Source organism: Planktothrix serta PCC 8927 (assembly GCF_900010725.2).
GTDB classification, from domain to species: domain Bacteria; phylum Cyanobacteriota; class Cyanobacteriia; order Cyanobacteriales; family Microcoleaceae; genus Planktothrix; species Planktothrix serta.
The window spans coordinates 98683-124269 of sequence record NZ_LR734871.1 but is presented as its reverse complement, the minus strand read 5'-3'; the positions used below and the strand labels follow the sequence as shown (position 1 = coordinate 124269).

Here is a 25587-nt window from a genome sequence, read left to right as displayed (position 1 = left end):
GGAACAAGAAAAAATTAGACAAAAATTAAAAGAGTTATAGCAATGAGTAGGTTAATTTACAACTTCTTTGTGTCTTTGTGTCTTGGTGGTAACATTCAAGATGATGAGTTAAGGGTTTATGAGATCGATTATAGAGGGGGTGCTTATAAGTAAGTTCAGGAATGCGATCGCATTTTTTTAAAAAATTATATAATAGACAATAACCCAATTCAAAAGCAATTAGATAAAACAAAATAATAATATCCATAGCCATTAAATGGGGTGTGGAGGGTTGATTTTTAACTGTTGATTGTTGGTGCGTGCGCTTCGCTTACGCACCCTACATCTATTGCCTATTCTCTCCTATATTATAAATCTCGATGGGTAAATGGTTTAGCGTTACTGCCGGAATAGCTTGCTACAATATGTCCATCCCCAACAATTTGATATTTATAAGTGACTAATCCTTCCAAACCAACGGGGCCGCGGGGAGGCATTTGTTGGGTACTAATTCCCACTTCTGCACCGAAACCATAACGAAATCCATCGGCAAAACGAGTGGAACAATTATGGAAAACTCCGGCCGCATCCACTTGATTTAAAAAGGTATTTGCAGCTGCTTGATCTTCTGTTACAATGACATCGGTATGACCGGAACCGTAGGTATTAATATGAGCGATCGCAGCTTCCAAATTCTCGACTATTTTAATCGATAAAATTAAATCGGTATATTCCGTTAACCAATCTTCCTCCGTCGCAGACTTAATATTAACAATTGCTAAAGTTTTAGCATCTCCTCGCAATTCCACATTTTTAGCTTGTAAGGCTGTTACCGCTTCTAATAAAAATTGAGAGGCTATTTCTTGATGAACTAATAAAGTTTCTACGGCATTACAGGCGGCAGGATATTGAGTTTTAGAATCAACGGTAATGGCTATGGCTTTTTTAATATCCGCCAATTTATCAATATAAACATGACAAATCCCTTCAGCATGACCTAATACTGGAATTCGAGTATTATCCTGAACAAACTTAACGAAAGAATTAGAACCACGCGGAATAATTAAATCAACATAATCATCTAATCGCAATAATTCTAAAATTTCTTCCCGTGTGGTTAACAGTTGCACCGCATCAGGATTAACAGCCGTTTGGGATAATCCTTGACGAATTGCTTTTACTAAGGCTTGACAGGAATTAATGGCTTCTTTTCCGCCTTTTAAAACTACCCCGTTTCCTGATTTAATTGCTAAAGCTGAAATTTGAATCACGGCTTCAGGACGGGCTTCAAAAATTACTCCTAAAACTCCTAACGGACAAGTGATTCTTTTAAGCGTTAATCCTTGATCTAATTCTCGATGAATTTGTACCACTCCCACCGGATCAGGCAATTTAGCAACGTCTCGTAATCCCGTAATTGTACTATTTAATTTAGTGGCATCAAATTTAAGGCGATTGTATAACGGTTTGGGAATTCCTTCGGCTTCTGCGGTGTGACAATCGGCTTGATTGGCTGCAATAATTTCCGGTGCTGCTGCTTCTAAGGCTTGAGCGATCGCTTCAATGGCTTGATTTTTTTCTGCTGTTGATAATATTCCTAATTTTTGCGCCGCTAACCGAGTTTTTGCAGCGAGATCAACCAGAGGAATAGAACGAGTTTCTGAAACTGTCATTGTTAAAATTTAACCCCTAAATCTGGAAAAAAATTACTATTTTTTATGATATAGCAGGGAATAGGGAACAGGGAACAGGGAACAGGGAACAGGGGAGTAGGGGCTTGTGTCCCTCCTCCATTNTGTAGGGGTTTGGTCTCCAAACCCAGGCGCAAAGAGGGTTTGGAGACCAAACCCCTACGATAAAATATTACAACCTATTTAGGACTGCTATATTTGTAGAGGTTAACAAAGGCATCCCTTAAAGGATGGGTAGCATCAAATAGAAATCCTCTGAATTTTCTCATGAGGATAACGGCTGGCTAAACCCTAACTGATAGCGGCGGTAACAGTTGTTTCCCTTCGGTTAGTTCCGCATTTTAACTAAGAAATCATAGTATTAAGCATCAACTCTCAATTATGAATTGACTTGTCGTTTAATTTCTTGTTCAATTTGGTTAGGAATGTTAGCAATTTCTGCGGAAAGTTGTTGTAGTGATTGTTCAACTTTTTGATGTAGTTCGTTCATTTGATGTTGTTGTAAATTTCCCCATTGGGGTAATTGATTAATAAATTGTTGCAGATCGACAATTACATGAGTTAAGCTATTGATTTGTTCTAATTCTGGGCGTTTTTGGAAAGTTTGAACAATAATTTCTAACTCTGATTGCATCATATTTAAAGTTTTTTCTAATAAATTTTGACGTTCTAAAAGATTTTGAATCACGATCATTAAAGACTGTAATTCCTGAGCCAATTGAGGATTAGGAGTAAAAGCCAGTCCTGAAGAAATATTTAAAGTATTGATTGTAGTCTGTAACTGAGTCATTAATTGATCTAAATCCGCTTGATGTTGCTGAACTAAACTTTTTGTATTTGTGGCACTTTTCCGAGTTTGTTGAGCTAATAATTGGCGATTTAACCAATTTAATCCTAAAGCTAAAGATCCCGGAATCAAAGCATAGGTTACGGCTTGTCCGCTTAACACACTAAAAGAACCAATAATTGCAGCAATAATCAAAATCAATTCAACTATTTCAGGCCATCGTTTCTGACTTAACATATTAGTAATCTCAATTTAAGTTAAATAATATTTTTAGCTTGATCAGGGGAATCAACTTGGAAAATTCCGATGATAATTTCCCCTAAATTTGCAAAATCAATCGAGCTAAATTAAAATAAATCAAAACCCCTAAAACATCAACAGCCGTTGTAATAAACGGTGCAGACATTAAAGCCGGATCTAATTTTAATGAACGGAATAAAAACGGCAAAGATGAACCCGCCACCGATGCTAAAATAGAAATCGCTACTAAACTGATCCCCACCGCTAAAGCAACGGATAAATTTCCTTGTACCACAAATATAGCCGCCCAAATTGTCGCTAAAATTCCTAAAATTGAACCTAACAACGCTCCGGCTAATCCTTCGCGTACAATCACTTGTAATGGCCCCATTGCCCGAATTTCATCGGTATTCATCCCCCGAATCACAACGGTAGAAGATTGTGCCCCCACATTGCCTCCTGTTCCCGTTAGTAAAGGAATAAAAAACGATAAGGCTACAACCTGTTGTAACAGATCTTGCTGACTTTTCAAAATTGAACCTGTTACACTATTTGTTAACAGTAAAACTAACAACCAAACCACCCGTCTCCGGGCAATTGTGAGCAAGTTTGCCTGAAAATAATTATCACCATCGGTTTGTACACCCCCCAAAGCATAAATATCTTCCGTCGCTTCCTGTTGAATAATATCTAACACATCATCAACGGTAATAATTCCCACTAATCGCCGTTCACTATCGACAACTGGAATTGCTAAAAAATCGTACCGTTGAATAATATCAGCTACTTCTTCTTGATCGGTGTCGGTTTGTACAGAAACAATATCCTGATTCATAATTTCACCGACACTTTGATCCAGTTGGGCCGTAACTAAATCTCGCAATGATAAAATTCCTAATAAGCGCCGATCTGAGTCCGTAACATAGAGTGAATAAATCGTTTCTGTGACATGGGCTAAACTGCGAATTCGTTCTAAACTTTGGCTAACGGTAAAATATTCTTTCAGCGAAACATACTCCGGCGTCATAATCCGTCCGGCGGTTCCCGCTTCATAGCCCAATAGCAACGCCGTAGATTGACGTTCTGTGGGGCTTAACTCCGCCACGATGCGGCGCACTACCGAGGCGGGTAACTCCTCAAATAAACGCGCTCGGTCGTCCGGCGACATTTTATCCACAATGTCGATGACTTCTTGGCGCTTGAATTTCTCGCACAGGGATTGTTGGACGCTGGAGTCAAGCTGTTCGTAAACTTCGATGGCTTCATCTTTAGACAGCAAACGGAAAGCAATCACCTGCATAGTTTCGGGTAAACCTTCGATGGCTTCAGCGATGTCCGTCGGTTGTACAGGTTTGAGAATGCTTTTAGCCGCCGTCAAGTCCCCTATTTCCAGTAACATTTGCAGTTGCGTCCGCACTAACTCGCGTAACTCTTTGCGAGAGATTGTTGACGCTGGGGGTATCGAGTGATTGGCTTCAGTCAAAGGCATCCCTCCTAAAACGGTTCTCCATTCAGTCTAAAGCGTTAGGGGTTAACAGGTGATTGTTGTTTTGTCCAAAGCATAAAACAGTTAAAAATTAAAGCAGTTAAAACCTTTTCCCCTTTGATGGGGTTATCGAGGATCAATTCAATGGCAGAAAATCATCTTTGTTGGGTATAAAAGCTGTTTGATTCAGGGCGATCGCTCGATTATCCCTATATTTTAAATCACAATTATCTCCAGGACGATTATACTAGAATTAATCAGTTTAAGTAGACTCAGCAATGGTTAAAATATTGCATCTTTCGGATATTCATTTAGGGAGTAGTTTTTCCCATGGACGAATTAATCCTGAAACCGGGTTAAATACTCGCTTAGAGGACTTTAAGGCGACCTTGGGACGTTGTATTGATCGGGCGATCGCAGAACCCGTTGATTTAGTATTATTTGGAGGAGATGCTTTTCCTGATGCGACTCCTGCTCCTTATGTTAAACAAGCTTTTGCGGCACAATTTCGGCGGTTAGTAGATGCAGAAATTCCGACGGTTTTATTAGTCGGAAATCATGATCAACATTCTCAGGGACAGGGAGGTGCTAGTTTAGGAATTTATCGGACTTTAGGGGTTCCAGGGTTTGTGGTGGGTGATAGCTTAGAAACCCATACCATTTCAACTCGAAATGGCGCTATTCAAGTGATTACTTTACCTTGGTTAACTCGTTCAACTCTATTAACTCGTCCTGAAACCGAAGGACTATCTTTAGAAGCGGTGAATCAACTGTTAATTGATCGTTTAACGGTTGCGTTAGAGGGAGAAATTCGGCGTTTAAATCCTGAATTACCAACGGTTTTATTAGGCCATTTAATGGCAGATAAAGCGAATTTAGGGGCGGAACGATTTTTAGCGGTTGGTAAAGGATTTAATATTCCGCTTTCGTTATTAACGCGATCGTGTTTTGAGTATGTAGCATTAGGTCATGTTCACAAACATCAAAATCTCAACCGGACGAATGATCCCCCTGTGATTTATCCAGGGAGTATTGAACGAGTTGATTTCAGTGAAGAGAAAGAGGATAAAGGATTTGTATTAATTGAAATTGAAAAAGGTCAAGTCAAATGGGAGTTTTGTGTCTTACCTGTCCGGGCTTTTTGTACGATTAAAGTTGATCTTTCTAAAACCGATGATCCCCAACAAATATTAATTAAGGCGATTCAAAAACATCAGATTCAAGAAGCCGTTGTCCGCTTAATTTATCAACTGCGTTCAGATCAATTAGATTTGATTAATACCGCCGAATTGCATCAGCTTTTAAGTAGCGCACACACCTATACTATTCAACCGGAATTAGTGAGTCAATTAGCGAGACCCCGTTTACCTGAATTGGATGGGGGAAGTAGTATTGATCCTTTAGAAGCTTTAAAAACCTATTTAACGAGTCGAGAAGATTTGGGCTTAATTCAATCTGAAATGATGGAAGCCGCTCAACTTTTGTTAGCGGGAGAAAAATAGAATTATTCTTGAGATCCTTGAGAAGAATGAGAATGATTTCGGTGTTTTAAGGTGCGTTCAATTAACCCAATTAAATGTTGAGGATTTGAGTCTGAAGTTAGGTTTTCTTCGGGAGAAAGTTCTAATTTTTCTAGTTTAGGAGCGAAGGCTGGAATCAATTCAGGACTAATATTTTTCGCTTGTTCTACGATTAAAACAATCAAATTTGGGTCATAATTATCAATCAGGTGTTCTAATTCCTTAACCACCATTTCTGCTCGTTCTACTTTCAGGAGAATAGAGCGAGCGATACTGGTTTCACTTTCAGAAATATCTTGAAGCTTTTGAACATGAAATCTAAAATGATTAGCAACTTTGTTCATCTGCTGATTCACATTTAAAATTTGATTGAGCATTTGATTAATTTCTGCATTAATTCTACTAAATCCTTGGGGGGCTGATTGAGATTGATAGGCGATAATAGATGCTTGTACAGCCAGATGACGAATTTGTTGAAGAATCTTACCACTTAAATTACAAGCTGAGTCAATCGATTCTAAATCTTTAGAAATCAATTCGCTAATCTCTTTAATTTGATTGGTATTAGCATTGATAGAATGGGTATTTAAAAAAATTGAATGAAAAGATTTGCTAGTTTCGGTAATTACTAACTGACTAATTTGTAAAAAGTCTTCGTTGATTTCAGTGATTTTTTGGGCGGTTTCAAAAATTTCTTGCTGCTTAACTTTTAAAAAATCCTCATAATTTTTTTTAACAAATTCCTGTTTATCTTTATAATATTTACTATACTCTTTAAGTTTGTTTTTTTCCTTTTCAATCCCTTGAAAAGATTTTTCAATTTGAGATTGTTGTTGTTGAATTATATTCTGAGAATAATTTAAGAGTTGATTTTGAGCTAACAACAAAGCTTGAACATCCAGAATCCGAAATATATTATTTTCAAAAACCACAACAATCGGCTCATAAATCAATTCTTTAGCTCGATTTAATACACTATTGACAGCATTGGTAATCTTACAATTTTGATCCAGCATCAAAGCAGGAATTCTGAGATAATCGAGAAGCATCTGAATTGGACGATTGAAATAAACATTTTCTCGCTGCGGGGTATTCATCTGTTCTCGAAACTTTGCGCGTGAAATCATCCCTAAAAAGTGATCCCCATCCATGACAATCACTCCAGGTAAATCAGGGTTTTGGGCGAACTTCTTAGCAACAATCAGTCCTAAAGTGGTAGAACTGACTTGAAAGTCATGAGAAAGGACATAAGCTAAGGTAGAATCGAAAGTTATGGGAGATTGGCTGCTCATTCATTTTGGCGGTTCAACGCAAACAGAGGTTATTCCAAGATCATACTGATCAGGTAAGACTTTTCTGTCAAGTTTAGAATCATAAACTTGTTAATAGCTACAAAAATGGCTACAATCTTTTTGCTTTGTTTCTTCCTCCCCTTATTCCTTAGAATGACGATTATATAAGCCTGTGGACGATCCCCTATATCAGCAGCTTCAACAAGAGCGACTCCTGAATCAAGTCACAACTCAGATTCGCCAGAGTTTGGATTTATCGGTGATTTTGTCAACGGCGGTTGAGCAGTTGCGCCAATTTTTATTAGTGGATCGGTTGTTAATCTATCAATTTAATATACACCACTCATCGATATTAAAGACAGATAGGATTGATTTTGAAGGAGAAACAACAACAAAAAAACAACCCAAGTCCCTTAGAAAAGGTGCTTTAGGGAGTCCTCTCGGAAAAGTTACCTACGAAGCGCGTTCTTGTGATCAGATTCTTTCGGTTTTAAATTTATCCGAAGATCAGTATTGTTTAAAATATGGGTGTGATTTTCAGAATAAATATCGCCAAGGCTTGATTCAATCCGTTTCTAATCTTGAAGAAGCTTATCATTCCTCCACTTGTTTGATTGAGTTTTTAAAACAATTTCAAGTTCAATCAATATTAGTCGTTCCGATTGTTGTTCAGGAGGAATTATGGGGTTTATTAATTGCTCATCAATGTTTAGAAGAACGTCAGTGGGAAACAATGGAAAAACGGTTTTTAAACCAAATTACCCAACACTTATCAATTGCGATTCACCAGGCGCAACTTTATGCTCAAGTTCAACAACAAAAACAAACCCTAGAACAACGAGTCCGAGAACGAACCCAAGCCCTTCAGGATGCTTTATTAGGAACCCAATCCGCAAACCGGGCTAAGAGCCAATTTTTAGCAGCGATGAGCCACGAATTACGCACCCCCTTAACCTGTGTGATTGGAATTTCCGAAACATTATTACGTTACTCAGGAGAACAACAAACTAATCAACAAATGTCCCCCGATAAGCAACAGCGCTATTTAAAAATAATTCATGATAGTGGGGAAAAGTTATTAGAATTGATTAATGATATTTTGGATTTATCTCAAGTAGAAGCGGGAAAAACTGTTCTCCAAATTAGTGAATTTTCTCTATCCAAATTAGTGCGCCAAACGTTAAAAAGTTTTCAAGAAAAAGCTCAAACTCAGCAAATAAATCTCACGATTGATCTGAAACTTAAATCAAATCAAACTCGGTTTACAGGAGATCGAAAGCGCATTCAAAAAATTATATTTAACTTATTAGAAAATGCGCTCAAATTCACGCCAGATGGGGGACAAGTCACTTTGAAACTAAAAGTAGAGAATAATATTGCTATTTTGCAAGTTGAAGATACAGGGATCGGCATTCCTGATGATAAAAAATCCCTTTTATTTGAAAAATTTCAGCAGTTAAATTCGAGTTATGATCGTCAGTATGGAGGTACAGGTTTGGGGTTAGCTTTAACAAAACAATTAGTAGAATTACATGGCGGCGTGATTCAATTTCAATCAACAATTGGAGTGGGTTCAATCTTTACAGTACATTTACCCGCTTTACCCTTGATCTCTAAAAAATCTCAAGGTAAAATGACTGAATCCTCCTTTAAAACCTCTCTAGAAGATTTCTGTTATTCAGCCAAGATTAAGACAGAAACCCGGTTTCTGAATTCTCCTCACCGCAAGTGTGTTTTAATTGAACGGGATGAAGAAACCGCGACTTTAATTTGTGATTTATTAACCGCCGCCGGATATCAAATGGTTTGGTTAATGGAAGGGTTTACCGCCGTTCAACAAATTGAATTATTACAACCGGATGCGGTAATTATTGACCTGAATTTACCGGGACAAGTCAGTTATGAAATTCTGAAGCAACTCCATCATCAACCCCACACCCAAAAGATGAAAATTTTAGCATTAACTCATGAAAGCTGTTATTCTGAATCTAAGTTTAATTCCGCTTTTAAAAATTATGATTGTTTAACAAAACCAATTCAACCGGATGAGTTACTCAATAAAATGATATAGCAGTCCTAAATAGGTTGTAATATTTTATCGTAGGGGTTTGGTCTCCAAACCCAGATATAAAGAGGGTTTGGAGACCAAACCCCTACAGAATTTTTTCACAAATCCTACACGGATTGCTATATTAACAACTTTTGTCCTTTAGGGTTTATTTTTAACCATGAAATCTGATCTTTTGTTAACATTAACTCACGGATTAATTGTGTCCTGTCAAGCACCTGTTGATTCTCCTTTGCATGATCCTATTGTGATTGCAGCTATGGCTAAAGCTGCTATTAATCGAGGTGCTGTAGGGGTGAGAATTGATACTCCTCAGCATATTGAAGCGGTGCGTCAACGGGTTTCTCAACCGATTATTGGACTCTGGAAACAACAAATTCCGGGGTTTGATGTATATATTACACCTCGATTTGAAGATGCCGTAGTGATCGCAAAATCGGGGGCTGATATCATTGCCATTGATGCCACCCTCCGCGAACGTCCCCAAGGAGAAACGGTTAAGAATTTAATTGCCAAAATTCATCAAGAATTAGGCAAATTGGTGATGGCGGATGTAGATAGTTTAGAGGCTGCTATAGAAGCAGAATTAGCGGGTGCAGATTGTGTGGGAACCACCTTATATGGTTATACAAAAGCCACCCAAGATCAATCTCCTCCCGGTTTTGATTTATTAACCCAAATGGTTAATCAGTTGCAAGTTCCTATTATTTGTGAAGGCGGAATTTCCTCACCCGAAATGGCTAAAAAAGCCTTAACTTTAGGAGCCCATTCAGTAGTTGTTGGAACGGCGATTACAGGAATTGATCTCCTTGTTCAAGCGTATCAAAAAGCTATTAATAACAGGGAATAAGAAACCGGGTTTCTGTCTTAATCTTGGCTGCATAACAGAAATCTCGTTGAAGAAACCCGGTTTCTGATATTAGGAAAAATCGCTGACAGATAGTAGGGAATAAGAAACCGGGTTTCTGTCTTAATCTTTGCTGAATAACAGAAATCTCGTTGAAGAAACCCGGTTTCTGATAACATAACAGGCAAGATGCCTGTTCCATCTTATTGAATGGGATGAGAATTGTCGAAGAATTTTCGATCTAATTGTGCTAATAATGCAGCCACGGTTTCAGAGATAATACTGACTAAACGATAAAAAGCGATCGCACTTAATAAAATAGGAGTAGAAAATTGATGGCTCAATAAGGCTAAAGCCGTGGCTTCAAACACCCCTAATCCTCCTGGTGCACCCGGAATGATTAACCCTAATAACCACGCTAAACTATAAGCACCTAATAATAGGGGAATCTGATCAAAACGCAGGGGCTGTAATGCCAATAAAGTGAACATAAACCCTAACCATCTTAATCCAATAAATCCCACTTCTCCGAGGAGAGGTTTAATCGGATAAGACTCTAATTGACAGAAAGGAGGTTCGGGGAGATTAGGCGGTTTCTTTTTTAATTTTGATTTTTCTAAATATTTAAGAATAGGGTTTAAAATTCGAGGATGAATCCCAATTCCCAAAGCAATTAAACCGAGAATTTGCAACATCCAAAAGGGGCTATGATAGCTAATTAAAGCCACTCCTAATGCTGCTGTTGCCATCATTAACGGTTCGAGTAATACACTCAAAGTTGCAACTCCCAGAGCCACACCCGAATCCTTCATCGCTACAATTCGCCCATAAAAATGCCAAATATTTCCGGGTAGATATTTAGCAATATTTGTGATTAAATAAACTTGTAATCCCCAACGGGTTCTAACGGGTTGTTTGAACATCCGAATAATAATTAACCAAACCCATCCCGACCAAAGGTGAGCCAAAAGCGTCACCAATAAGGCTAAGGAAAGATACATCCATCCCGTTGAAGTGATTTCAATTTCTGAAATAGCTTGCCAATGGGTTCTAAAATTAGCAGCCAAGAAAAATAACGTCCCCCCTAAAATCATCCATTTTAAGTAAGGTTTTAAGAAACCGAGGATAACTTTAATGGGTTTAAATAAACCTCCAGAGGATTGAGGTTCTACCAAAGGCTGGGAGGGCTGAATTTTAATTTTTGTGGGTTGCATTTTAGCGTCCTAATTAATGAAATACAGAAGCAGGTTGATAACTACCAATAACTCGCCCTGCTCCCCGCAAGTGTTGAAAATAATATTGAATACAGGCATCTCCTTCGGGTGATAAGATATCAACTTTAATTCCATTCCGACCGTGTTCTCTTCCTGAACTGTGAATATATTCTCCTCCTCCGAGATACAATCCAACATGAGTGGCTTTTTGGGCTGTTCCAAAAAATATTAAATCTCCGGGGAGAAGACAAGAAAAATCTAATTGTTCAGGATTAAAAGCCATTGATTTTGTAAAGGCTTCCTGTTGATAAGCATCCCTGGGTATCCAAATTCCGACCGCAGCAAACGCAGCTTGAATTAAACCCGAACAGTCATAATTAGGGCCGACTGTTCCTCCCCAAAGGTAATAATTGGGGATTGCCATTGCGGCTTGTGTAAACTGAATAATCTGGGGAATTGCAGCTTGAATTTGATCTTCTGACCAAATTTGGGCTTGATAGGGTTGAGTAGCAATCTCTAGCTGATTCCGATCTGAAGTGGTTAACCAAGCAGTATAATCATCTTCGCATAATTGTACTAAAATACTGGGTGAATTACTAATATGATTTTGGGGTTCAGGAAATAGACGTAAATGACGACCTTTCCTCGCTTGTGTTGCTAAAGTTTGGCACTCGGTCGCATCATAGAGATCTAAATTCTCTCTACAGGAATACTCAATCGGATTTGATAAACATTCAACCATCTTAGATAAGCCGATAGAGGAATAGGTGTCAACTGTCAACTGTCAACTGTTAACCGTCAACTGTCAACCGAAATGACTTTTTTCCATTCCGATGAACAATTAGAAACCCTTGGCAAAGGCATTATAGATGCAACGCGCACACAATTTCCAGGTTTAGCTGCAAATCAATTGGCGATAACCTGGTTAGTTTATGACCCCCCGATTTCTGTCAATACCGGAGGCGCGTTAACCCCGGAAGAATTTTGGAAATATCCTGTTCGGGGATTTAACTATCGCGGAATTGAACGAATTTATCCCGCCAGTATTGTGAAATTATTTTATCTGGTGGCTGTTTTTGAATGGAAAGAAAAGGGGATGTTACGAACAACCCCAGAATTGGAACGAGCAACTAGAGATATGATCATTGATTCTAGTAATGATGCCACCAGTTTAGTAGTGGATGTGTTAACGGGAAGCACAAGCGGGCCAGAATTATCTACAGGGCCGTTTGAAACTTGGAAAAGTCAACGCAATTTAGTTAACCGTTATTTGCAAACCCTCAACTGGCCGGAATTTGAATCGATTAATGTTAATCAAAAAACCTGGTGTGACGGCGCTTATGGTCGAGAACGAATTTTTTTAGGGGAATTAATGGAAAATCGCAATATGTTAACAACAAATGCAACGGCTCGATTATTGCATAGTATTATCGGCGGTGTTGCGGTTTCTTCTATTGCTTCCTTGCAAATGATGAAGTTAATTAAACGCAGTCTTGACCCCACTGATTTAGCAGAAAATCCAGAGAATCAAGTCAATGGTTTTTTAGGAGATGGATTGCCTAAAACTGCAAAAATCTGGTCAAAAGCAGGACATACCAGTCAAGTTCGTCATGATGCGGCTTATATTGAACTTCCTGCTACTCGACCTTATATATTAGTTGTATTTACAGAAGGAAAAGCTCAAAGTAAAAATCAAGAAATGTTGCCTTTTATTTCACAAAAGGTTGTGGAAGCGATGAAAACTTTATAGTAGGGAATTGGGAATTGGGAATTAGGAATTACGAGTTACGAATTACGAATTACGAATTACGAATTGGGAATTGTTATTTCCCCCTGTTCCCTGTTCCCTGTTCCCTGTTCCCTGTTCCCTGTTCCCTGTTCCCTGTTCCCTGTTCCCTGTTCCCTCCTATAGCTAGAAACTAACCTTCTTTTCTTGTATAAGTTTCAGTCGCAAAACTTAAACCAGAAGCAAAGTCTTCACCATACCCTTCTTCACCGTGTTGATCAATATCTAAACCTTGTTCTTCGACCATCGATTTAACTCGTAGTTCCATCACGGAACCGAGAATTTTCATGATCACAAAAGTTCCAGCCGCTGCAAAAATATAAGTAGCAATCACCCCAATAATTTGAGGAATTAATTGTCCTGGATTTCCATACAGAAGTCCATCTAATCCAGCAGGGTTAACAGTTTTTGTAGCAAAAACTCCGGTTAAAATAGCGCCAACAGTTCCACCGACGCCATGAACAGAATAGGTATCTAAAGAATCATCAAATTGTAATTTCACCCGCCAACTGACTGCATAGAAACAGCAAACGGCAGTGATAGAACCGATTAAAATTGCACCAACGGGAGTAACAAATCCGGCTGCGGGAGTAACACCCACTAATCCTGCTAAGAAACCACTAGCAGTACCAACGGCTGTGGGTTTACCGCGTAAAATCCATTCCACAATTGCCCAAGTCAACCCTCCGGCTGAGGTTGAGACCATCGTGGCGACAAAGGCAACGGTCGCTAAAGAACCTGCACTTAAAGCACTACCCGCATTAAAGCCAAACCAGCCAAACCATAACATCCCAATTCCTAACAGCACAAAAGGAACATTATGGGGAACATGGGGAAGCACCATAAAATGCTTACGAGAGCCAATCATCCAAGCGATAACCACCGCCGAGACACCAGAACTGATATGAACCACCGTTCCACCCGCAAAGTCTAAGGAACCAATGGCTTGTAACCAACCCCGACCCCAAACCCAATGGGCTAAGGGAGAATAAACGAACGTAGACCACAATAAGACAAACCAAAAATAAGCTTTAAAACTCATCCGTTCTACAATCGCCCCAGAAATTAGGGCCGGGGTGATGATGGCGAACATCATCTGATACACCATAAATAACTGGTGGGGGATGGTTCCGGCATAGCCAATGGGGTCAGGCGCATCGGCTGTGACTTTATTTAAAAATACCCAATCTAATCCGCCAATAAACTGTTCAATCCCTTGGCCAAAGCCTGCTGAGACGGGAGTAGAGACATCAAAAGCGAGGCTATATCCCCAGAATACCCAGGTCACACCCACAATTCCCATCAAGATGAAGCTCATCATCATCGTGTTGAGAACGTTGCGCGATCGCACTAATCCACCATAAAAGAAAGCTAACCCTGGTGTCATAAACAACACTAAGGCAGCAGAAACCAGCATAAATGCTGTATCCCCTACATTAATGGGGTTTTCTACTGCCTCTTGCGCCCAGGCTGTTCCCGTCAAAGGCCCAACCAAAAGAGCTAATGCAACTAATCCCACGATCAATAATTTTTTCAGCACGTTACTCTTTCCCTATAACCCACTACTCTTGAATAGATGAATTAGTATTTTGCCCATTGACTCTTATCGTCATTCTGTATTCTAAAATACAAAATCCTGGGAATCAAAATTTTTTAACCGTTGCTGAAGACCGTCAAGAGTAGCTTTTGGGAAAATACCCGGATTATTTCCCAACTTAGAGAATAAATAAATCAGATGCACCCTGATAGTTAACCCCCAGCTAAATGCCGGGGGTTTTTTGTTGATTAGTTAACAGGTGTGTGGAACAGGCATCTTGCCTGTTAAATCGGGTGTCTTACTCCTCATATTCCGGCATTTTCTTCTTCTCTGGAATATTAATTCGGGGGGGTTGATAGGGTTGAGGAGTTTCGTCATCATTCCAAGCGTTAGCATCTACTTCATTTTCGTATTCATAGTTTAATTCTCTGGCGTAGAGCTTTTGATCTTGACGGGGAGGGTCAATGGGAACTAATTCCCGTTCTCGATAGCGATCATCCTCATCCCGTTCGACATCGCCCCAGTTATCCTCTTCTTCATAGTCATCATAAATCGGTTGGGGTTGACGCAGGGGTTGAACAGGGGCGGGATGTTCTTCCCAAGCATCGTTTTCGTCCCAAGCTTCTTCCTGAGCCACAGCAGGGGCGCGACCCGCTCGTTGGGGAGGGGTTTGGGGTAGCCCAGTTCCTAACTGGTTAGCGGGTTTAACCGTTGGCGGATAATACATTCCCTCTTCTTCTTTTTCCCAAGGAGCTTCCCCTAAGCCTAAACGTTCTAACAAACCGACAGAAAGCTGTTGTAAACGATCTTCTGAACCCTCAAATACAATTAAGCGATTAGGGCCACTACTGACAATTTCCTCAATGGACAATTGATAGGTGCTAATCACTTGTTCAGGAATTTGAGGTAGACCAATGGAGGCGATAATTAAGGATTCTAATTTGCCATCACGGGTATCAAATCTGAACCCTCGGACTCGCCCTAACGGTTCTCCCGTTTCGGTGATCACTTCACTATTGATCAGGGTACTGTAGGCTTCTACATCCACGTCTTCTTCGAGGACGGTATCATCATCCACCAAAATTACGTCACCGATTTCGCGGACACTACTCAGGTACATAAATTTTGGCATTCCAGCGATCGCCAGAATATTATCGCGGATTCCGATCGCTACAATTTCACGCTGATCTACGTCTACCCATAACTGACTGACGATCCCAAGTCGTCTACCTCTGTCACGGGTGATTACTTGAGTGCCGAGAATTTCGGAGCGTTGGCGGATATGTTCAGATGTCATGCTAATAGCGAATTTCAGTTTTAACTGTTAAAATACAGATTACTCTACAAATTCTAATGGTGTAGATGCGTATCCATGCCATTAGTTTTTCGGGTTTCCTCTACTGGGGGTGGATAGTCCACCCATGATCCACTCTTCTTTGATGCTATCAGAATATTTCGTTTTTGGTTCCTATCAGGGGGTAGAGCATGGCTAATCTGCTGCCTTAATTATATAGTTAGACCCAAATTTCCGTCATCCGTCCGAGATCATGCCAATCGGTGATAGCGATCTACTTGGGTTTGATGGTATGCTTTTTTGAACCCAATCAAATCTAAAATTTGGGCATCTTAGAAATCTTTATACCTTAGCTATGTTAATGTTCGCCAGTATTTTTAAATCTAGCTTCAAGCAAACCTGTCCACCCTAAAATGGGGAACATCTCTTCAAGGGTTGTTTAGAGCAAATCTAGAAAAGCAGACTAGGCAACAATTTTATTCTCCCTGAGTGAGAAATTTTAATTACTGATGATAGCGATAAGTCAACTTTGTGATCACCAAAATGATCCAAGGGGGCTTTAAACATTTGATTGTCTAACGGAGGGAAATTGAATATTACAGCATGGAAACGAGAGTGGCTCTCTAATGTTCGAGGTGATCTTTTAGCGGGAACAGTTGTTGCACTGGCCCTAATTCCAGAAGCGATCGCTTTTTCTATTATTGCCGGAGTTGACCCCAAAGTCGGACTATATAGTTCATTTATCATTGCCGTAGTTACTGCTATCTGTGGGGGACGACCGGGATTGATTTCTGCTGCTACTGGAGCCATGGCACTGCTGATGATTTCTCTAGTCAAAGATCATGGCTTACAGTATCTATTTGCTGCGGGTATTTTGACTGGAATAATTCAGATTATTTTTGGCTGGCTAAAGTTGGGACGACAGTTAAAATATGTTCCTCGTGCGGTGATGATAGGCTTTGTGAATGCCCTAGCCATCTTAATTTTTTTAGCCCAACTTCCCCAACTGACCAATGTTCCTTTTGCTGTATATGTGATGACAGCAGCAGCTTTAGCAATTATTTATTTGCTACCCCGATTAACTAAAATTGTGCCCTCGCCATTAGTAGCAATTATTACAATAACCGCAATTTCTCTGATTACTGGAATTAAGGTTCCCACTGTTGGGGATATGGGAGATTTACCAACAACTTTTCCGCCTTTTTTAATTCCCCAAGTTCCTCTGAATTTAGAAACCCTAAATATTATTTTTCCCTACGCGATTACCTTGGCAATTGTTGGGCTTTTAGAATCCTTGCTCACAGCTTCTTTGTTGGATGAATTAACCAATACACCCAGCAATAAAAATCAAGAAGCCAAAGGACAAGGAATTGCTAATATTATTACCAGTTTCTTCGGGGGAATGGCTGGCTGCGCCATGATTGGACAATCGGTGATTAATATTCAATCTGGGGGACGGGGACGTTTATCAACATTTAGTGCCGGGATTTTGCTGCTTTTCTTTATTTTGGCTTTGGGGAATTGGGTACGGCAAATTCCGATGGCTGCCCTCGTTGCGGTGATGATTATGGTTTCCATTGGAACGTTTAATTGGTCATCTTTAAGACAGATTCAAAAGATTCCGCGTAGTGAAACTGCCGCCATGATTACAACAGTATTGATTACCGTTTTTAGTCATAATTTAGCGATCGGAGTTGTGGCTGGTATTGCTTTGAGTACGGTCTTTTTCTCCCGCAAAATTGCTAAAGTGGTGTTTGTGGATCAACTCTTGAGTCCTGATGGGATGCACCGCACCTACAAAATTGCAGGTCAAATTTTCTTTGTTTCTGTTGATGATTTTTTAGCAAATTTTGACTTTCACGAAGAACTAGAAAAAGTCACCCTAGACTTTAGCTATGCCCATATTTGGGATCAATCGGCGGTGGCTGCAATTGATCAAGTCGTGATCAAATTTCGTCGGGCTGGGGCTGATGTGGAATTGGTAGGGCTCAATGAAGCCAGTGCTACTTTAATCGAGAAATTAGGGATTCACAATCAACCTGATGCAACAGAAAAAATGCCAGGTCATTAACAGTTATTATTGCTCAGTTATCAGTATCGGCTCCATTGTCGATTATTCAAATAAAACGGAGACAAATCAAAATGAAACGAATTTTATTATGTACTGATGGCTCTATTTTTTCTCAAAGTAGCTATCAATATGCAGCCTGGTTTTCAACTCGATTAGAAGCAAGTGTAGACGTTCTGTATGTCACCGATACAAGGGATAAGACGGCGGCAAAAGCTAAAAATCTAAGTGGGAGTATTGGTATCGATGCTTCTGATGCCCTCCTGAATCAATTAGTGGCATTAGAACGGGAAAAAGCTAAACTAAACCATCAACAGGCTAAACTGATTTTACAAAATGCAAATCAAGTGCTTTCTAGTTATGGAGTTCAGGAAGTTAAGTTGATTCATGAAACCGGATTTTTAGTTGATTGTTTGCATGAATTTGAAGCTCAAACCGATTTAATTATTTTGGGAAAACGAGGAGAAACTGCGGAATTTGCCTCTGGACATTTGGGGGCAAATCTGGAACGAATTGTCCGTGCTAGTCATAAACCTTGTTTAATTACCTCTCGCCAATATCAGCCTATTTATCGGTTGTTACTGGCCTATGATGGTAGTGCAAGCTGTGAAAAAATTATAGAATTTCTGGGAAATTCCAAGGTATTTAATGGCTTAGAATTGCATATTATTACGGTTGCTAAAAGTTCAGAAGATGAAACGGCAATAGCTCAAATTTATGATGTCAAACAACAAGCACAAAAGGCAGGGTTTGAGCCAACTTGTTGCATTGTAGAGGGTAATCCAGAAATTGCGATCGCTCAGTATGCAGAAGAAAATAACATCAGTCTGCTGATGATGGGGGCTTATGGACATAGCCGCATTCGTCATCTGGTTATCGGTAGTACAACGGCTCAAATTCTCCGCAGTAGCCATATTCCCGTGTTGCTGTTCCGCTAACATTAATAGCATTAAACTGACCGCAACTTTAACTAGACATCACCCCAGAGTTGCCTCTAAATCTGAGGTCAATTTCATCCCAATTATTACTTTAGATAGATGTTTAAAAAAATAAAATCCATCAAATTCTACGTTTTTCCCTTAATTAAATAAGTTGGATTAACACAAACTCGATAGAATCGGGTTTTAATCTTATTTAAACCGAAATGAGTAGAATCGGATTTTAGGAACTCATCAAAATTCATCCCTGAGTTAGAGGTTCAAAGCTTTGATTTTTTTTAAGCTAAGAGAGTAATAAAAACAAATTCAATTGTTTTAAGGCTAGTTTAGGAGTAATAAAAATGAAGAAATTAATTGAAGCCCTGCGCTCAGTTTCCCTAAAAAGTATTATGGGTGTCTTTTTAGCTGGAGTATTACTATTGATCAGTACCGCTTGTAGTAATAAAACTCCGACTGCTCAGGTGTCTGACAATGCGAGTTACAATGAAACGCAAGGATACAAAAAGGAACTTTATCACCCAGTTCAAGACAAACAGAAAGGGGGAATGTATCCTTACAGCGATACCGACGTCTCCAACCCTAAAGCAGATGCCAAAGCTAAAGCATTAATTGATAGTGCAAAATCTAATATCAATAAAGTCAACAACCCTCAAGAATTCGTCGAAAATTATAAAAATGGCAAGCCTTTGCCAGAACGGGTGAAAGATTTATCCGAAAGAGTCGGTGAGTCTGCCAGTGAAGTCGCGGACGATTGGATGGGAGGCACCAAACGAGGTATGCGGAACGTCAAAAATAACACCAAAGATGCCCTAGATACAGCCAAAAATCAGGCAGAAGACACCTCAATGGGTCTTAAACGTCAGGCTTCTAAGGGTGCTCAACACCTCCAAGAAAAAGCAGAAGATGCGGGACGGGCGATCGATAAATCCCTATAAATTGGCCAAACAATCAACTTTGTTGCCATATCTATCTAAAGGTAGATGTGTCAGCAAATCTTGTCCGGTTAAATTATAAATACTATCGCACGTTCTCAATTCGCGCTTTCCCCAGTCAACCAAAAGCTGGGGATTTTTCATAAACACTGACTTACCCTTTTTGAAGTTGACACGGTTGATAAATTTCATCACTTTTTTTCCCATTGTTTTTGTATTTTAATTTTTACACCCGTGTCATCAAGTGCCAACGTTCAGTCCCCAAAATTTCTAATCGATTGGGATGAGGATGATAAATTCCGCGCCTTCGCTGGGCGTAGAATTGCAACTCATCTCGCCCTGATGACGATCGACGATAATTGAGTAACTAATCGATAGACCTAAGCCCGTCCCACTACCGACGGGTTTTGTGGTAAAAAAGGGATCAAAAATTCGTTGTAAAATATCTGAATTCATGCCGGAACCATTATCGGAAATGGAAATTTGAACTTTACTATTCTCAATTAAGTCAGTAGAAATAATAATAGTGGGGGGGAAATCAGCCTGATTCATCAGATGGCGACGATGTTCTAAAGCATCAATTCCATTACTAATAATATTCATAAAAACTTGATTCAATTGAGACACATAACAGTTAATTTTTGGCAGTTGACCATAGTTTTTAATAATTTCAATTTCTGCACTATGGGTAGAAGCCCGGAGTCGAGGTTGTAAAATCATTAAGGTGCTATCAATGCCTTCATGAATATCTACAGGTTTCATCTCGGCTTCATCCAAACGAGAGAAGTTTCGCAGACTTAAAACAATATTACGAATGCGTTCGGCTCCTACTTTCATCGAGACTAATAGTTTTTGTAAATCTACAACTAAAAACTCTAAATCAATCTCGGAAATTGTGGTTTCAACTAAGGGATTAGGTTGAGGATATTCTTGTTGATAGACTTGAATTAATCGTAATAAATCTTGAACATATTCACTGGCGGGGGTGAGATTACCATAAATAAAACTAACAGGATTATTAATTTCATGGGCAACTCCGGCTACCATTTGTCCTAAAGAAGACATTTTTTCACTTTGAATTAATTGGGCTTGGGTATGTTGCAATTGGTTTAAAGTTTGTTCTAAACGTAAATTTTTCTCGTTGATTTCTTGGGTACGGTCTTGAACTTTATTTTCAACGGAGGCATATAACAAGGCATTTTCTAAGGAAACAGCAGCTTGAGAAGAAAGTAAGTTTAAAACTTCAATTCGTTCGGAAGTAAAAGCTCCAGCCGTTAAGTTATTTTCTAAGTATAAAATTCCTAAGAGTTTGCCTTGACTAATAATCGGTGTACATAAAATCGATTTAACTTGATGAGTATTAATATAAATATCATGGGTAAACTGTCCTTCCAGTGTGGCATTCATTAACACTACATCTTGACCTGTTCGTTCCACATAATAAATTACAGTCAAGGGTAAATAGTTGCAGGTTTCAACCGGAATTTTGGGATGTACAATCACGTCTTCTAAATTCGTTGAAGCTTCCGCTTCAATTACTAATTGCTCCCCCTGATATAGAATTAAAAACCCTTTTTGCGCCCCGGCATTTTCAATCACAATTTTCATTAAGCTTGCTAACAATCGTTCTAAAACAATTTCACGCGAGATGGCTTGGGACGCTTTAATCACCGTGCTTAAATCCAATAAAGCTAAACGGCTACCGTGAGAGGTATTTAGGGTAATAGATTGCGCTTCAAATAAGGAAGGTTTGAGAGAGGCTAAATGTTTGAGTTGAGCATATTGAGTTTCTAACTGTTCGACTTTACGAATTGCACCCCAACGTTGATAACTATAATAAGCTTCTCGCAGGTGAATATTAGCATATTTTAATTTATCGTGATTCATCCAGAACTTAGCAGTTAGTTCATGACTTAAGGCAACATTTTGAATAAATCCGGCTTCTTGGGCTGTAGAAATGGCTTGTTCATATAAATCAATTGCTTCAAAGGAACGTTGAGAAAATCGAGCGATTTCAGCTTCTACTAAAAGATATTTATGCAAGAAATTTGCGGGACAGTTATCTGACCAAGTTTTGAATTTTTCTTGATTAGTTTTAACTTTTTCTAAAAATTGTTCTTGTTCCGATGCCGAAATTCGATCTAAATTGGCGATGAAAACCAACGAAGAATAAAAATAATATTCTGTGACCGAAATTAAACCTTGAATAAATTGCAGAGATTTTTCTATTTCCCAGGTTAATTCCAAGGCGAGTTCGACTTCTCCATATAAATATAACACTTGCAGTTTTAAAATTTGATAAAGACACAGAGAATAGAATTTTTGTTTTTGTTGGCTATTATTAATATAATCAGATTCGGTAATTTCGGGACTATCAAAGGATACTAAATTAGCAGTTTCACCGATTAAATTGAGCAGAATTCCTCGCAGTCCCGTTAAGCTATCAATCACTAAATGATTTTCGGTTTTATAGCCAAATTTCAAATAATTTTTAACTTCAACTAAGAATTTAGGCAGGTTAACCCCTTGCGCCATTAAATTCAAGGATTGATTATTTAACAAATAACCTGCATATTGTAAATCTCCTGATTCTAAAGCGGATTGATAGCCCTCATGACCCAAGACGTTTGAATTTTTAAGGGGTTCTAACCAATAGTTGAGACAACTAATTAAGGATGCTGATACTTTATAAATCGGATAATTCCACTTTTTATTTAATTTTAATCCCAGTTGACCTAACTCATAAGCAGTTTGATATTGACCAAAGAGTGCGGCGAGTAAAATTCCATAGGTCGCATAGAAAAATCCGGCTTCTGAAGTGTAACCTGATTCAATAGAAACTTTTACGCCTTTGAGAATAATAACTGTCCATAAACTAGGATTACTTACATAGGCGGGAGGTGCTAAATTATTGAGTAATTTTAAAATAATTTTTTTATCGGGTTCTACAATTGAATTTTGATCCAATAAAGCAGATAAATTATTAATATTTAGGGAGTTTTGTAAAGACTCTAATTCCTGGGGAATTACCGTTTGTAGATTTTCTGTGGGTAACTCTATCCCAAATAAAGCTAAGGCTTTTGTCCCGGCATTGATGGCAGATTCATCCTTTAGTTGTAAGGTATATTGAATCAGGAGAAGATTATAAACTTCGGCTTTTTCTAAAATTGATTGAGACTGTTCTAAAATTAATTGAATTAGGGTTTCACTTTCAGCAAAATTCCCATTCAAGTATTCAACTTCTGCCTGTTCTCGATATAGCGAAAAGGCTAAAGGATAATGTTCAATCCAAATTTCACCGGGTAAAATTTCAATTCCTGCCATTAAATATTCCCGGGCGGCACTATAAGCAGTGGCATCTTTTGCTTTTTTTCCGGCTTCTAAATTTAAACTTGCCAGTTGCAATTTTTCTTGTTCATCTGTAATTAAAGACCGACCGACATTGAGGTGATCAACTAAATCAAAAACCCGTTCTAACCAATATTGAGGCGGTGTATTTGCTAGTAATAGCCGACCGATAGTGAGGTGAACAAATTGTTTTTGAGAGTCAGCAATTAAGGAATAGGCAGCCTGTTGGACTCGATCATGGAGAAATTTATAATTTAAGACTAAATAGGGATTAATTTGTTCGGGTTCTAAATTGTCAGCATCGAACAAAGGTTTAATTAAACCTTCTTTTAAAGCGGGTAATAAATCTCGAAAAGTGCCGAGGGATTCTTTGCCATAAATTAACGATAAGGTGTTTAAATCAAATTGATTCCCAACGCAGGCGACTAATTGTAAAACTTGTTGACTTTCCTGGGGAAGTTTCTGGAGTTTTCCAATCATTAATTCAACGACATTATCGGTAATATCGAGGGCTTGAATTTCTGCCAAACTCCATTGCCAAGCAATGCGTTCTGAATTAAAATGGAGGAGTTTTTCTTGATATAGAGTTTTGAGAAATTCATTCACAAAAAATGGATTTCCTTGAGTTTTTCTGATGACTAATTCTGCTAAGGGTAGAACGGTGTTGCGATCGCTATGTAAGGTATCCGCCACCAGTTCAGTAACTTGCTCTAAATTTAAAGCCGTTAAATGAATTTCATGAATTAAGCGATTAGCTTGTGGTTCGGTTTCTGAGGTAAAGGACTCGGATTTTAGCCCCTCTAACATCATCATTAACGGATGGGTGGGACTGACTTCATTATCTCGATAAGCACCAATTAAAAATAAATAGGAGGTGGAATCATCCATTAACATTAATTTGATTAATTTCAGAGTTGCTGAGTCAGCCCACTGTAAATCATCCAAGAAAATTACTAAAGGATGTTCGGCTTGGCAAAACAGACGAATAAAGTTTTGAAAGACTAAATTAAAACGGTTTTGAGATTCCGCAGAACCTAATTCTAATACCGTCTGTTGAGGGCCGATAATCAGTTCAATTTCGGGAATTACATCAATAATAATTTGTCCATTTGGCCCCAAAACTCCTAAGAGTTTTTCCCGCCATTGATCTAATTGCTGCTGACTTTCGCTTAAGATTAATCTGGCGAGTTCAGAAAAAGCACTCACTAAAGCAGAATAGGGAATACTGCGTTGAAATTGGTCAAATTTTCCACTAACAAAATAGCCTTTTTTGTTAACAATTGATTTAGATATTTCTTGAACTAAAACTGATTTTCCAATGCCAGAATATCCGGCAATTAACATCATTTCAATGTTCCCTTGACTCACCCGGTCAAAGGCTTGCATTAAGGCATCAATCTCAGTTTCTCGACCATAGAGTTTTTTGGGAATTTTAAATTGATTAGAAATATCCTGCATTCCTAATGGAAAATTGCTGACGGTTCCTGTGGTTTGAACTTGTTTTAAACTCTGTTCTAAATCTGCAATTAATCCCCAGGCGCTTTGATAGCGTTCTTCGGCAGTTTTCGAGAGTAATTTCAGCACAATTTGAGAAATAATTGGGGGAATTTCAGGGTTAATTTCATGGGGAGGAACAGGTTGTTTAGCGAGGTGAGCGTGTACCACTTCCATTGCATCTGTGGTAGGAAAAGGAACCTGTTGAGTTAATAGTTCATAAAAGGTTGCTCCCAAGGAATAAAAATCTGTCCGATAATCTACAGAACGGTTCATCCTTCCCGTTTGTTCTGGAGACATATAGGCGAGAGTTCCTTCTAAATTTTGAGGCTGATGCAGGCGTAAAGATTCTTGAGTTAATCCACTGGAAATGCTAAAATCAATCAGTTTAACTTGTCCGGTGGCAGGATTAAAAACAATATTAGAGGGATTAATATCTTTATGGATTAAGTTGGCTGCATGAATTTCTCGTAATCCTTGAGCAATTTTAATCGCAATTGTTAGAAATCCTAAAAGGGTAAATTTTTGGGTAGATAGTAAGATTTTTAACGATTCTCCGCCAAAATCTTCTAAGGTCATGACTAATGTATTTTGATAGGTTTGAAGTTCATAAACTTTAATCACACTGTCTAAATTAAACTGGCGCAGGATTTTATATTCTCGCTCATATTTCTGGAGATCAGATTGAGGCGGAAAGTCGCCTTGGAGCACTTTAAAAATTACGGGTAAGTTGTCTTTTTCTCGAATCGCTCGATAAACAACGGAGTTAATACTTTCATAGATTTGTGCTAAAATTTGATATCCCGGCAAAGCAATCATATTGGTTTCCTTATGCACTGATTTAGGGTGAGTTTGTTAAGCTTTAGTGATAAATAAAAAGATCAATATAACCCAGACATGAGAGATGCTACACCTTAAAGGATTAGGTTCTGTGAGTGATTTTAGGGACTGAACTTATATTAACCTGATAGTTGCACGGATCATCCTAGGGAGTATGAGGATCATAACAGATTGTTTCTATTCTAGCGTGATTTGAGAGCAGAAAGAGATTAAAAACAAGAGGATG

Annotated in this window: 17 protein-coding genes; 7 read left to right on the top strand and 10 right to left on the bottom strand. The window is 38.8% G+C overall.

The genetic code is table 11. The features are described from left to right. Positions 1-347: 347 nt before the first annotated feature. The 3 genes from PL8927_RS13840 to mgtE form a co-directional block, all read right to left on the bottom strand. The gene (locus PL8927_RS13840) at positions 348-1652 is read right to left on the bottom strand and encodes a glutamate-5-semialdehyde dehydrogenase (RefSeq protein WP_083622475.1); all 1305 of its coding nucleotides are present in this window, start codon (positions 1650-1652) and stop codon (positions 348-350) included. A 397-nt stretch (positions 1653-2049) separates the two neighbouring features. Continuing rightward, the gene (locus tag PL8927_RS13835) at positions 2050-2694 is read right to left on the bottom strand and encodes a hypothetical protein (protein WP_083622472.1); all 645 of its coding nucleotides are present in this window, start codon (positions 2692-2694) and stop codon (positions 2050-2052) included. 82 nt (positions 2695-2776) lie between these two features. Next, positions 2777-4186, bottom strand: a complete 1410-nt coding sequence (gene mgtE / locus PL8927_RS13830) for a magnesium transporter (protein ID WP_156093196.1) — start codon at positions 4184-4186, stop codon at positions 2777-2779. 275 nt (positions 4187-4461) lie between these two features. Between mgtE and sbcD the strand changes: the two genes are divergently transcribed. Next, positions 4462-5685: an exonuclease subunit SbcD gene (gene sbcD, locus PL8927_RS13825; protein WP_083622469.1), complete on the top strand. Its 1224-nt coding sequence runs from the start codon at positions 4462-4464 to the stop codon at positions 5683-5685. A gap of 2 nt (positions 5686-5687) precedes the next feature. On the opposite strand, the gene PL8927_RS13820 is transcribed toward sbcD, so the two are convergent. Next, positions 5688-6995, bottom strand: a complete 1308-nt coding sequence (locus PL8927_RS13820) for a CBS domain-containing protein (protein ID WP_083622466.1) — start codon at positions 6993-6995, stop codon at positions 5688-5690. A gap of 172 nt (positions 6996-7167) precedes the next feature. On the opposite strand from PL8927_RS13820, the gene PL8927_RS13815 reads away from it, so the two are divergent. Continuing rightward, a complete protein-coding gene (locus PL8927_RS13815) occupies positions 7168-9066 on the top strand; it encodes a hybrid sensor histidine kinase/response regulator (RefSeq protein WP_083622463.1) in 1899 nt (632 codons plus the stop codon). Positions 9067-9223: 157 nt separating this feature from the next. Continuing rightward, the gene (locus tag PL8927_RS13810; RefSeq protein WP_197047414.1) at positions 9224-9913 is read left to right on the top strand and encodes an N-acetylmannosamine-6-phosphate 2-epimerase; all 690 of its coding nucleotides are present in this window, start codon (positions 9224-9226) and stop codon (positions 9911-9913) included. A gap of 200 nt (positions 9914-10113) precedes the next feature. On the opposite strand, the gene PL8927_RS13805 is transcribed toward PL8927_RS13810, so the two are convergent. After that, positions 10114-11124: a lysylphosphatidylglycerol synthase transmembrane domain-containing protein gene (locus PL8927_RS13805; RefSeq protein WP_083622460.1), complete on the bottom strand. Its 1011-nt coding sequence runs from the start codon at positions 11122-11124 to the stop codon at positions 10114-10116. A 13-nt stretch (positions 11125-11137) separates the two neighbouring features. Beyond that, positions 11138-11866 (bottom strand): C40 family peptidase, encoded by a 729-nt coding sequence (locus PL8927_RS13800; protein WP_083622457.1) that lies wholly within the window; start codon positions 11864-11866, stop codon positions 11138-11140. A 72-nt stretch (positions 11867-11938) separates the two neighbouring features. On the opposite strand from PL8927_RS13800, the gene PL8927_RS13795 reads away from it, so the two are divergent. Beyond that, complete coding sequence (locus tag PL8927_RS13795) at positions 11939-12874, top strand: serine hydrolase (protein ID WP_083622455.1); 936 nt, start codon at positions 11939-11941, stop codon at positions 12872-12874. A gap of 169 nt (positions 12875-13043) precedes the next feature. On the opposite strand, the gene PL8927_RS13790 is transcribed toward PL8927_RS13795, so the two are convergent. Further along, positions 13044-14450 (bottom strand): ammonium transporter, encoded by a 1407-nt coding sequence (locus PL8927_RS13790; protein WP_231506011.1) that lies wholly within the window; start codon positions 14448-14450, stop codon positions 13044-13046. Positions 14451-14745: 295 nt separating this feature from the next. Then, positions 14746-15744 carry a PRC-barrel domain-containing protein gene (locus PL8927_RS13785; RefSeq protein ID WP_083622452.1) on the bottom strand — a complete coding sequence of 333 codons (999 nt, stop codon included), beginning with the start codon at positions 15742-15744 and terminating at the stop codon, positions 14746-14748. Positions 15745-16330: 586 nt separating this feature from the next. On the opposite strand from PL8927_RS13785, the gene PL8927_RS13780 reads away from it, so the two are divergent. The 3 genes from PL8927_RS13780 (at position 16331) to PL8927_RS13770 (ending at position 19682) form a co-directional block, all read left to right on the top strand. Further along, positions 16331-17812 carry a SulP family inorganic anion transporter gene (locus tag PL8927_RS13780; protein WP_083622449.1) on the top strand — a complete coding sequence of 494 codons (1482 nt, stop codon included), beginning with the start codon at positions 16331-16333 and terminating at the stop codon, positions 17810-17812. A gap of 71 nt (positions 17813-17883) precedes the next feature. Beyond that, entirely contained in the window at positions 17884-18747 is an 864-nt protein-coding gene (locus PL8927_RS13775) for a universal stress protein (RefSeq protein WP_083622446.1), read from the top strand. 341 nt (positions 18748-19088) lie between these two features. Next, entirely contained in the window at positions 19089-19682 is a 594-nt protein-coding gene (locus PL8927_RS13770; protein WP_083622444.1) for a DUF6658 family protein, read from the top strand. Here PL8927_RS13770 and PL8927_RS13765 read toward each other — a convergent pair. Both PL8927_RS13765 and PL8927_RS13760 read right to left on the bottom strand, forming a co-directional pair. Then, on the bottom strand, positions 19677-19886 hold the full coding sequence (locus PL8927_RS13765) for a hypothetical protein (RefSeq protein ID WP_083622441.1): 210 nt from the start codon (positions 19884-19886) through the stop codon (positions 19677-19679). The genes PL8927_RS13770 and PL8927_RS13765 overlap by 6 nt on opposite strands. A gap of 63 nt (positions 19887-19949) precedes the next feature. Then, a complete protein-coding gene (locus tag PL8927_RS13760; RefSeq protein WP_083622438.1) occupies positions 19950-25340 on the bottom strand; it encodes a trifunctional serine/threonine-protein kinase/ATP-binding protein/sensor histidine kinase in 5391 nt (1796 codons plus the stop codon). Positions 25341-25587 lie beyond the last annotated feature (247 nt).

What these genes read in the sequence shown, in the direction of transcription:
- PL8927_RS13840 (WP_083622475.1), bottom strand. Translation starts at nt 1,652, where the DNA reads ATGACAGTTTCAGAAACTCGTTCTATTCCTCTGGTTGATCTCGCTGCA.
- PL8927_RS13835 (WP_083622472.1), bottom strand. Translation starts at nt 2,694, where the DNA reads ATGTTAAGTCAGAAACGATGGCCTGAAATAGTTGAATTGATTTTGATT.
- mgtE (WP_156093196.1), bottom strand. Translation starts at nt 4,186, where the DNA reads ATGCCTTTGACTGAAGCCAATCACTCGATACCCCCAGCGTCAACAATC.
- sbcD (WP_083622469.1), top strand. Translation starts at nt 4,462, where the DNA reads ATGGTTAAAATATTGCATCTTTCGGATATTCATTTAGGGAGTAGTTTT.
- PL8927_RS13820 (WP_083622466.1), bottom strand. Translation starts at nt 6,995, where the DNA reads ATGAGCAGCCAATCTCCCATAACTTTCGATTCTACCTTAGCTTATGTC.
- PL8927_RS13810 (WP_197047414.1), top strand. Translation starts at nt 9,224, where the DNA reads ATGAAATCTGATCTTTTGTTAACATTAACTCACGGATTAATTGTGTCC.
- PL8927_RS13805 (WP_083622460.1), bottom strand. Translation starts at nt 11,124, where the DNA reads ATGCAACCCACAAAAATTAAAATTCAGCCCTCCCAGCCTTTGGTAGAA.
- PL8927_RS13800 (WP_083622457.1), bottom strand. Translation starts at nt 11,866, where the DNA reads ATGGTTGAATGTTTATCAAATCCGATTGAGTATTCCTGTAGAGAGAAT.
- PL8927_RS13795 (WP_083622455.1), top strand. Translation starts at nt 11,939, where the DNA reads ATGACTTTTTTCCATTCCGATGAACAATTAGAAACCCTTGGCAAAGGC.
- PL8927_RS13785 (WP_083622452.1), bottom strand. Translation starts at nt 15,744, where the DNA reads ATGACATCTGAACATATCCGCCAACGCTCCGAAATTCTCGGCACTCAA.
- PL8927_RS13775 (WP_083622446.1), top strand. Translation starts at nt 17,884, where the DNA reads ATGAAACGAATTTTATTATGTACTGATGGCTCTATTTTTTCTCAAAGT.
- PL8927_RS13770 (WP_083622444.1), top strand. Translation starts at nt 19,089, where the DNA reads ATGAAGAAATTAATTGAAGCCCTGCGCTCAGTTTCCCTAAAAAGTATT.
- PL8927_RS13765 (WP_083622441.1), bottom strand. Translation starts at nt 19,886, where the DNA reads ATGGGAAAAAAAGTGATGAAATTTATCAACCGTGTCAACTTCAAAAAG.
- PL8927_RS13760 (WP_083622438.1), bottom strand. Translation starts at nt 25,340, where the DNA reads ATGATTGCTTTGCCGGGATATCAAATTTTAGCACAAATCTATGAAAGT.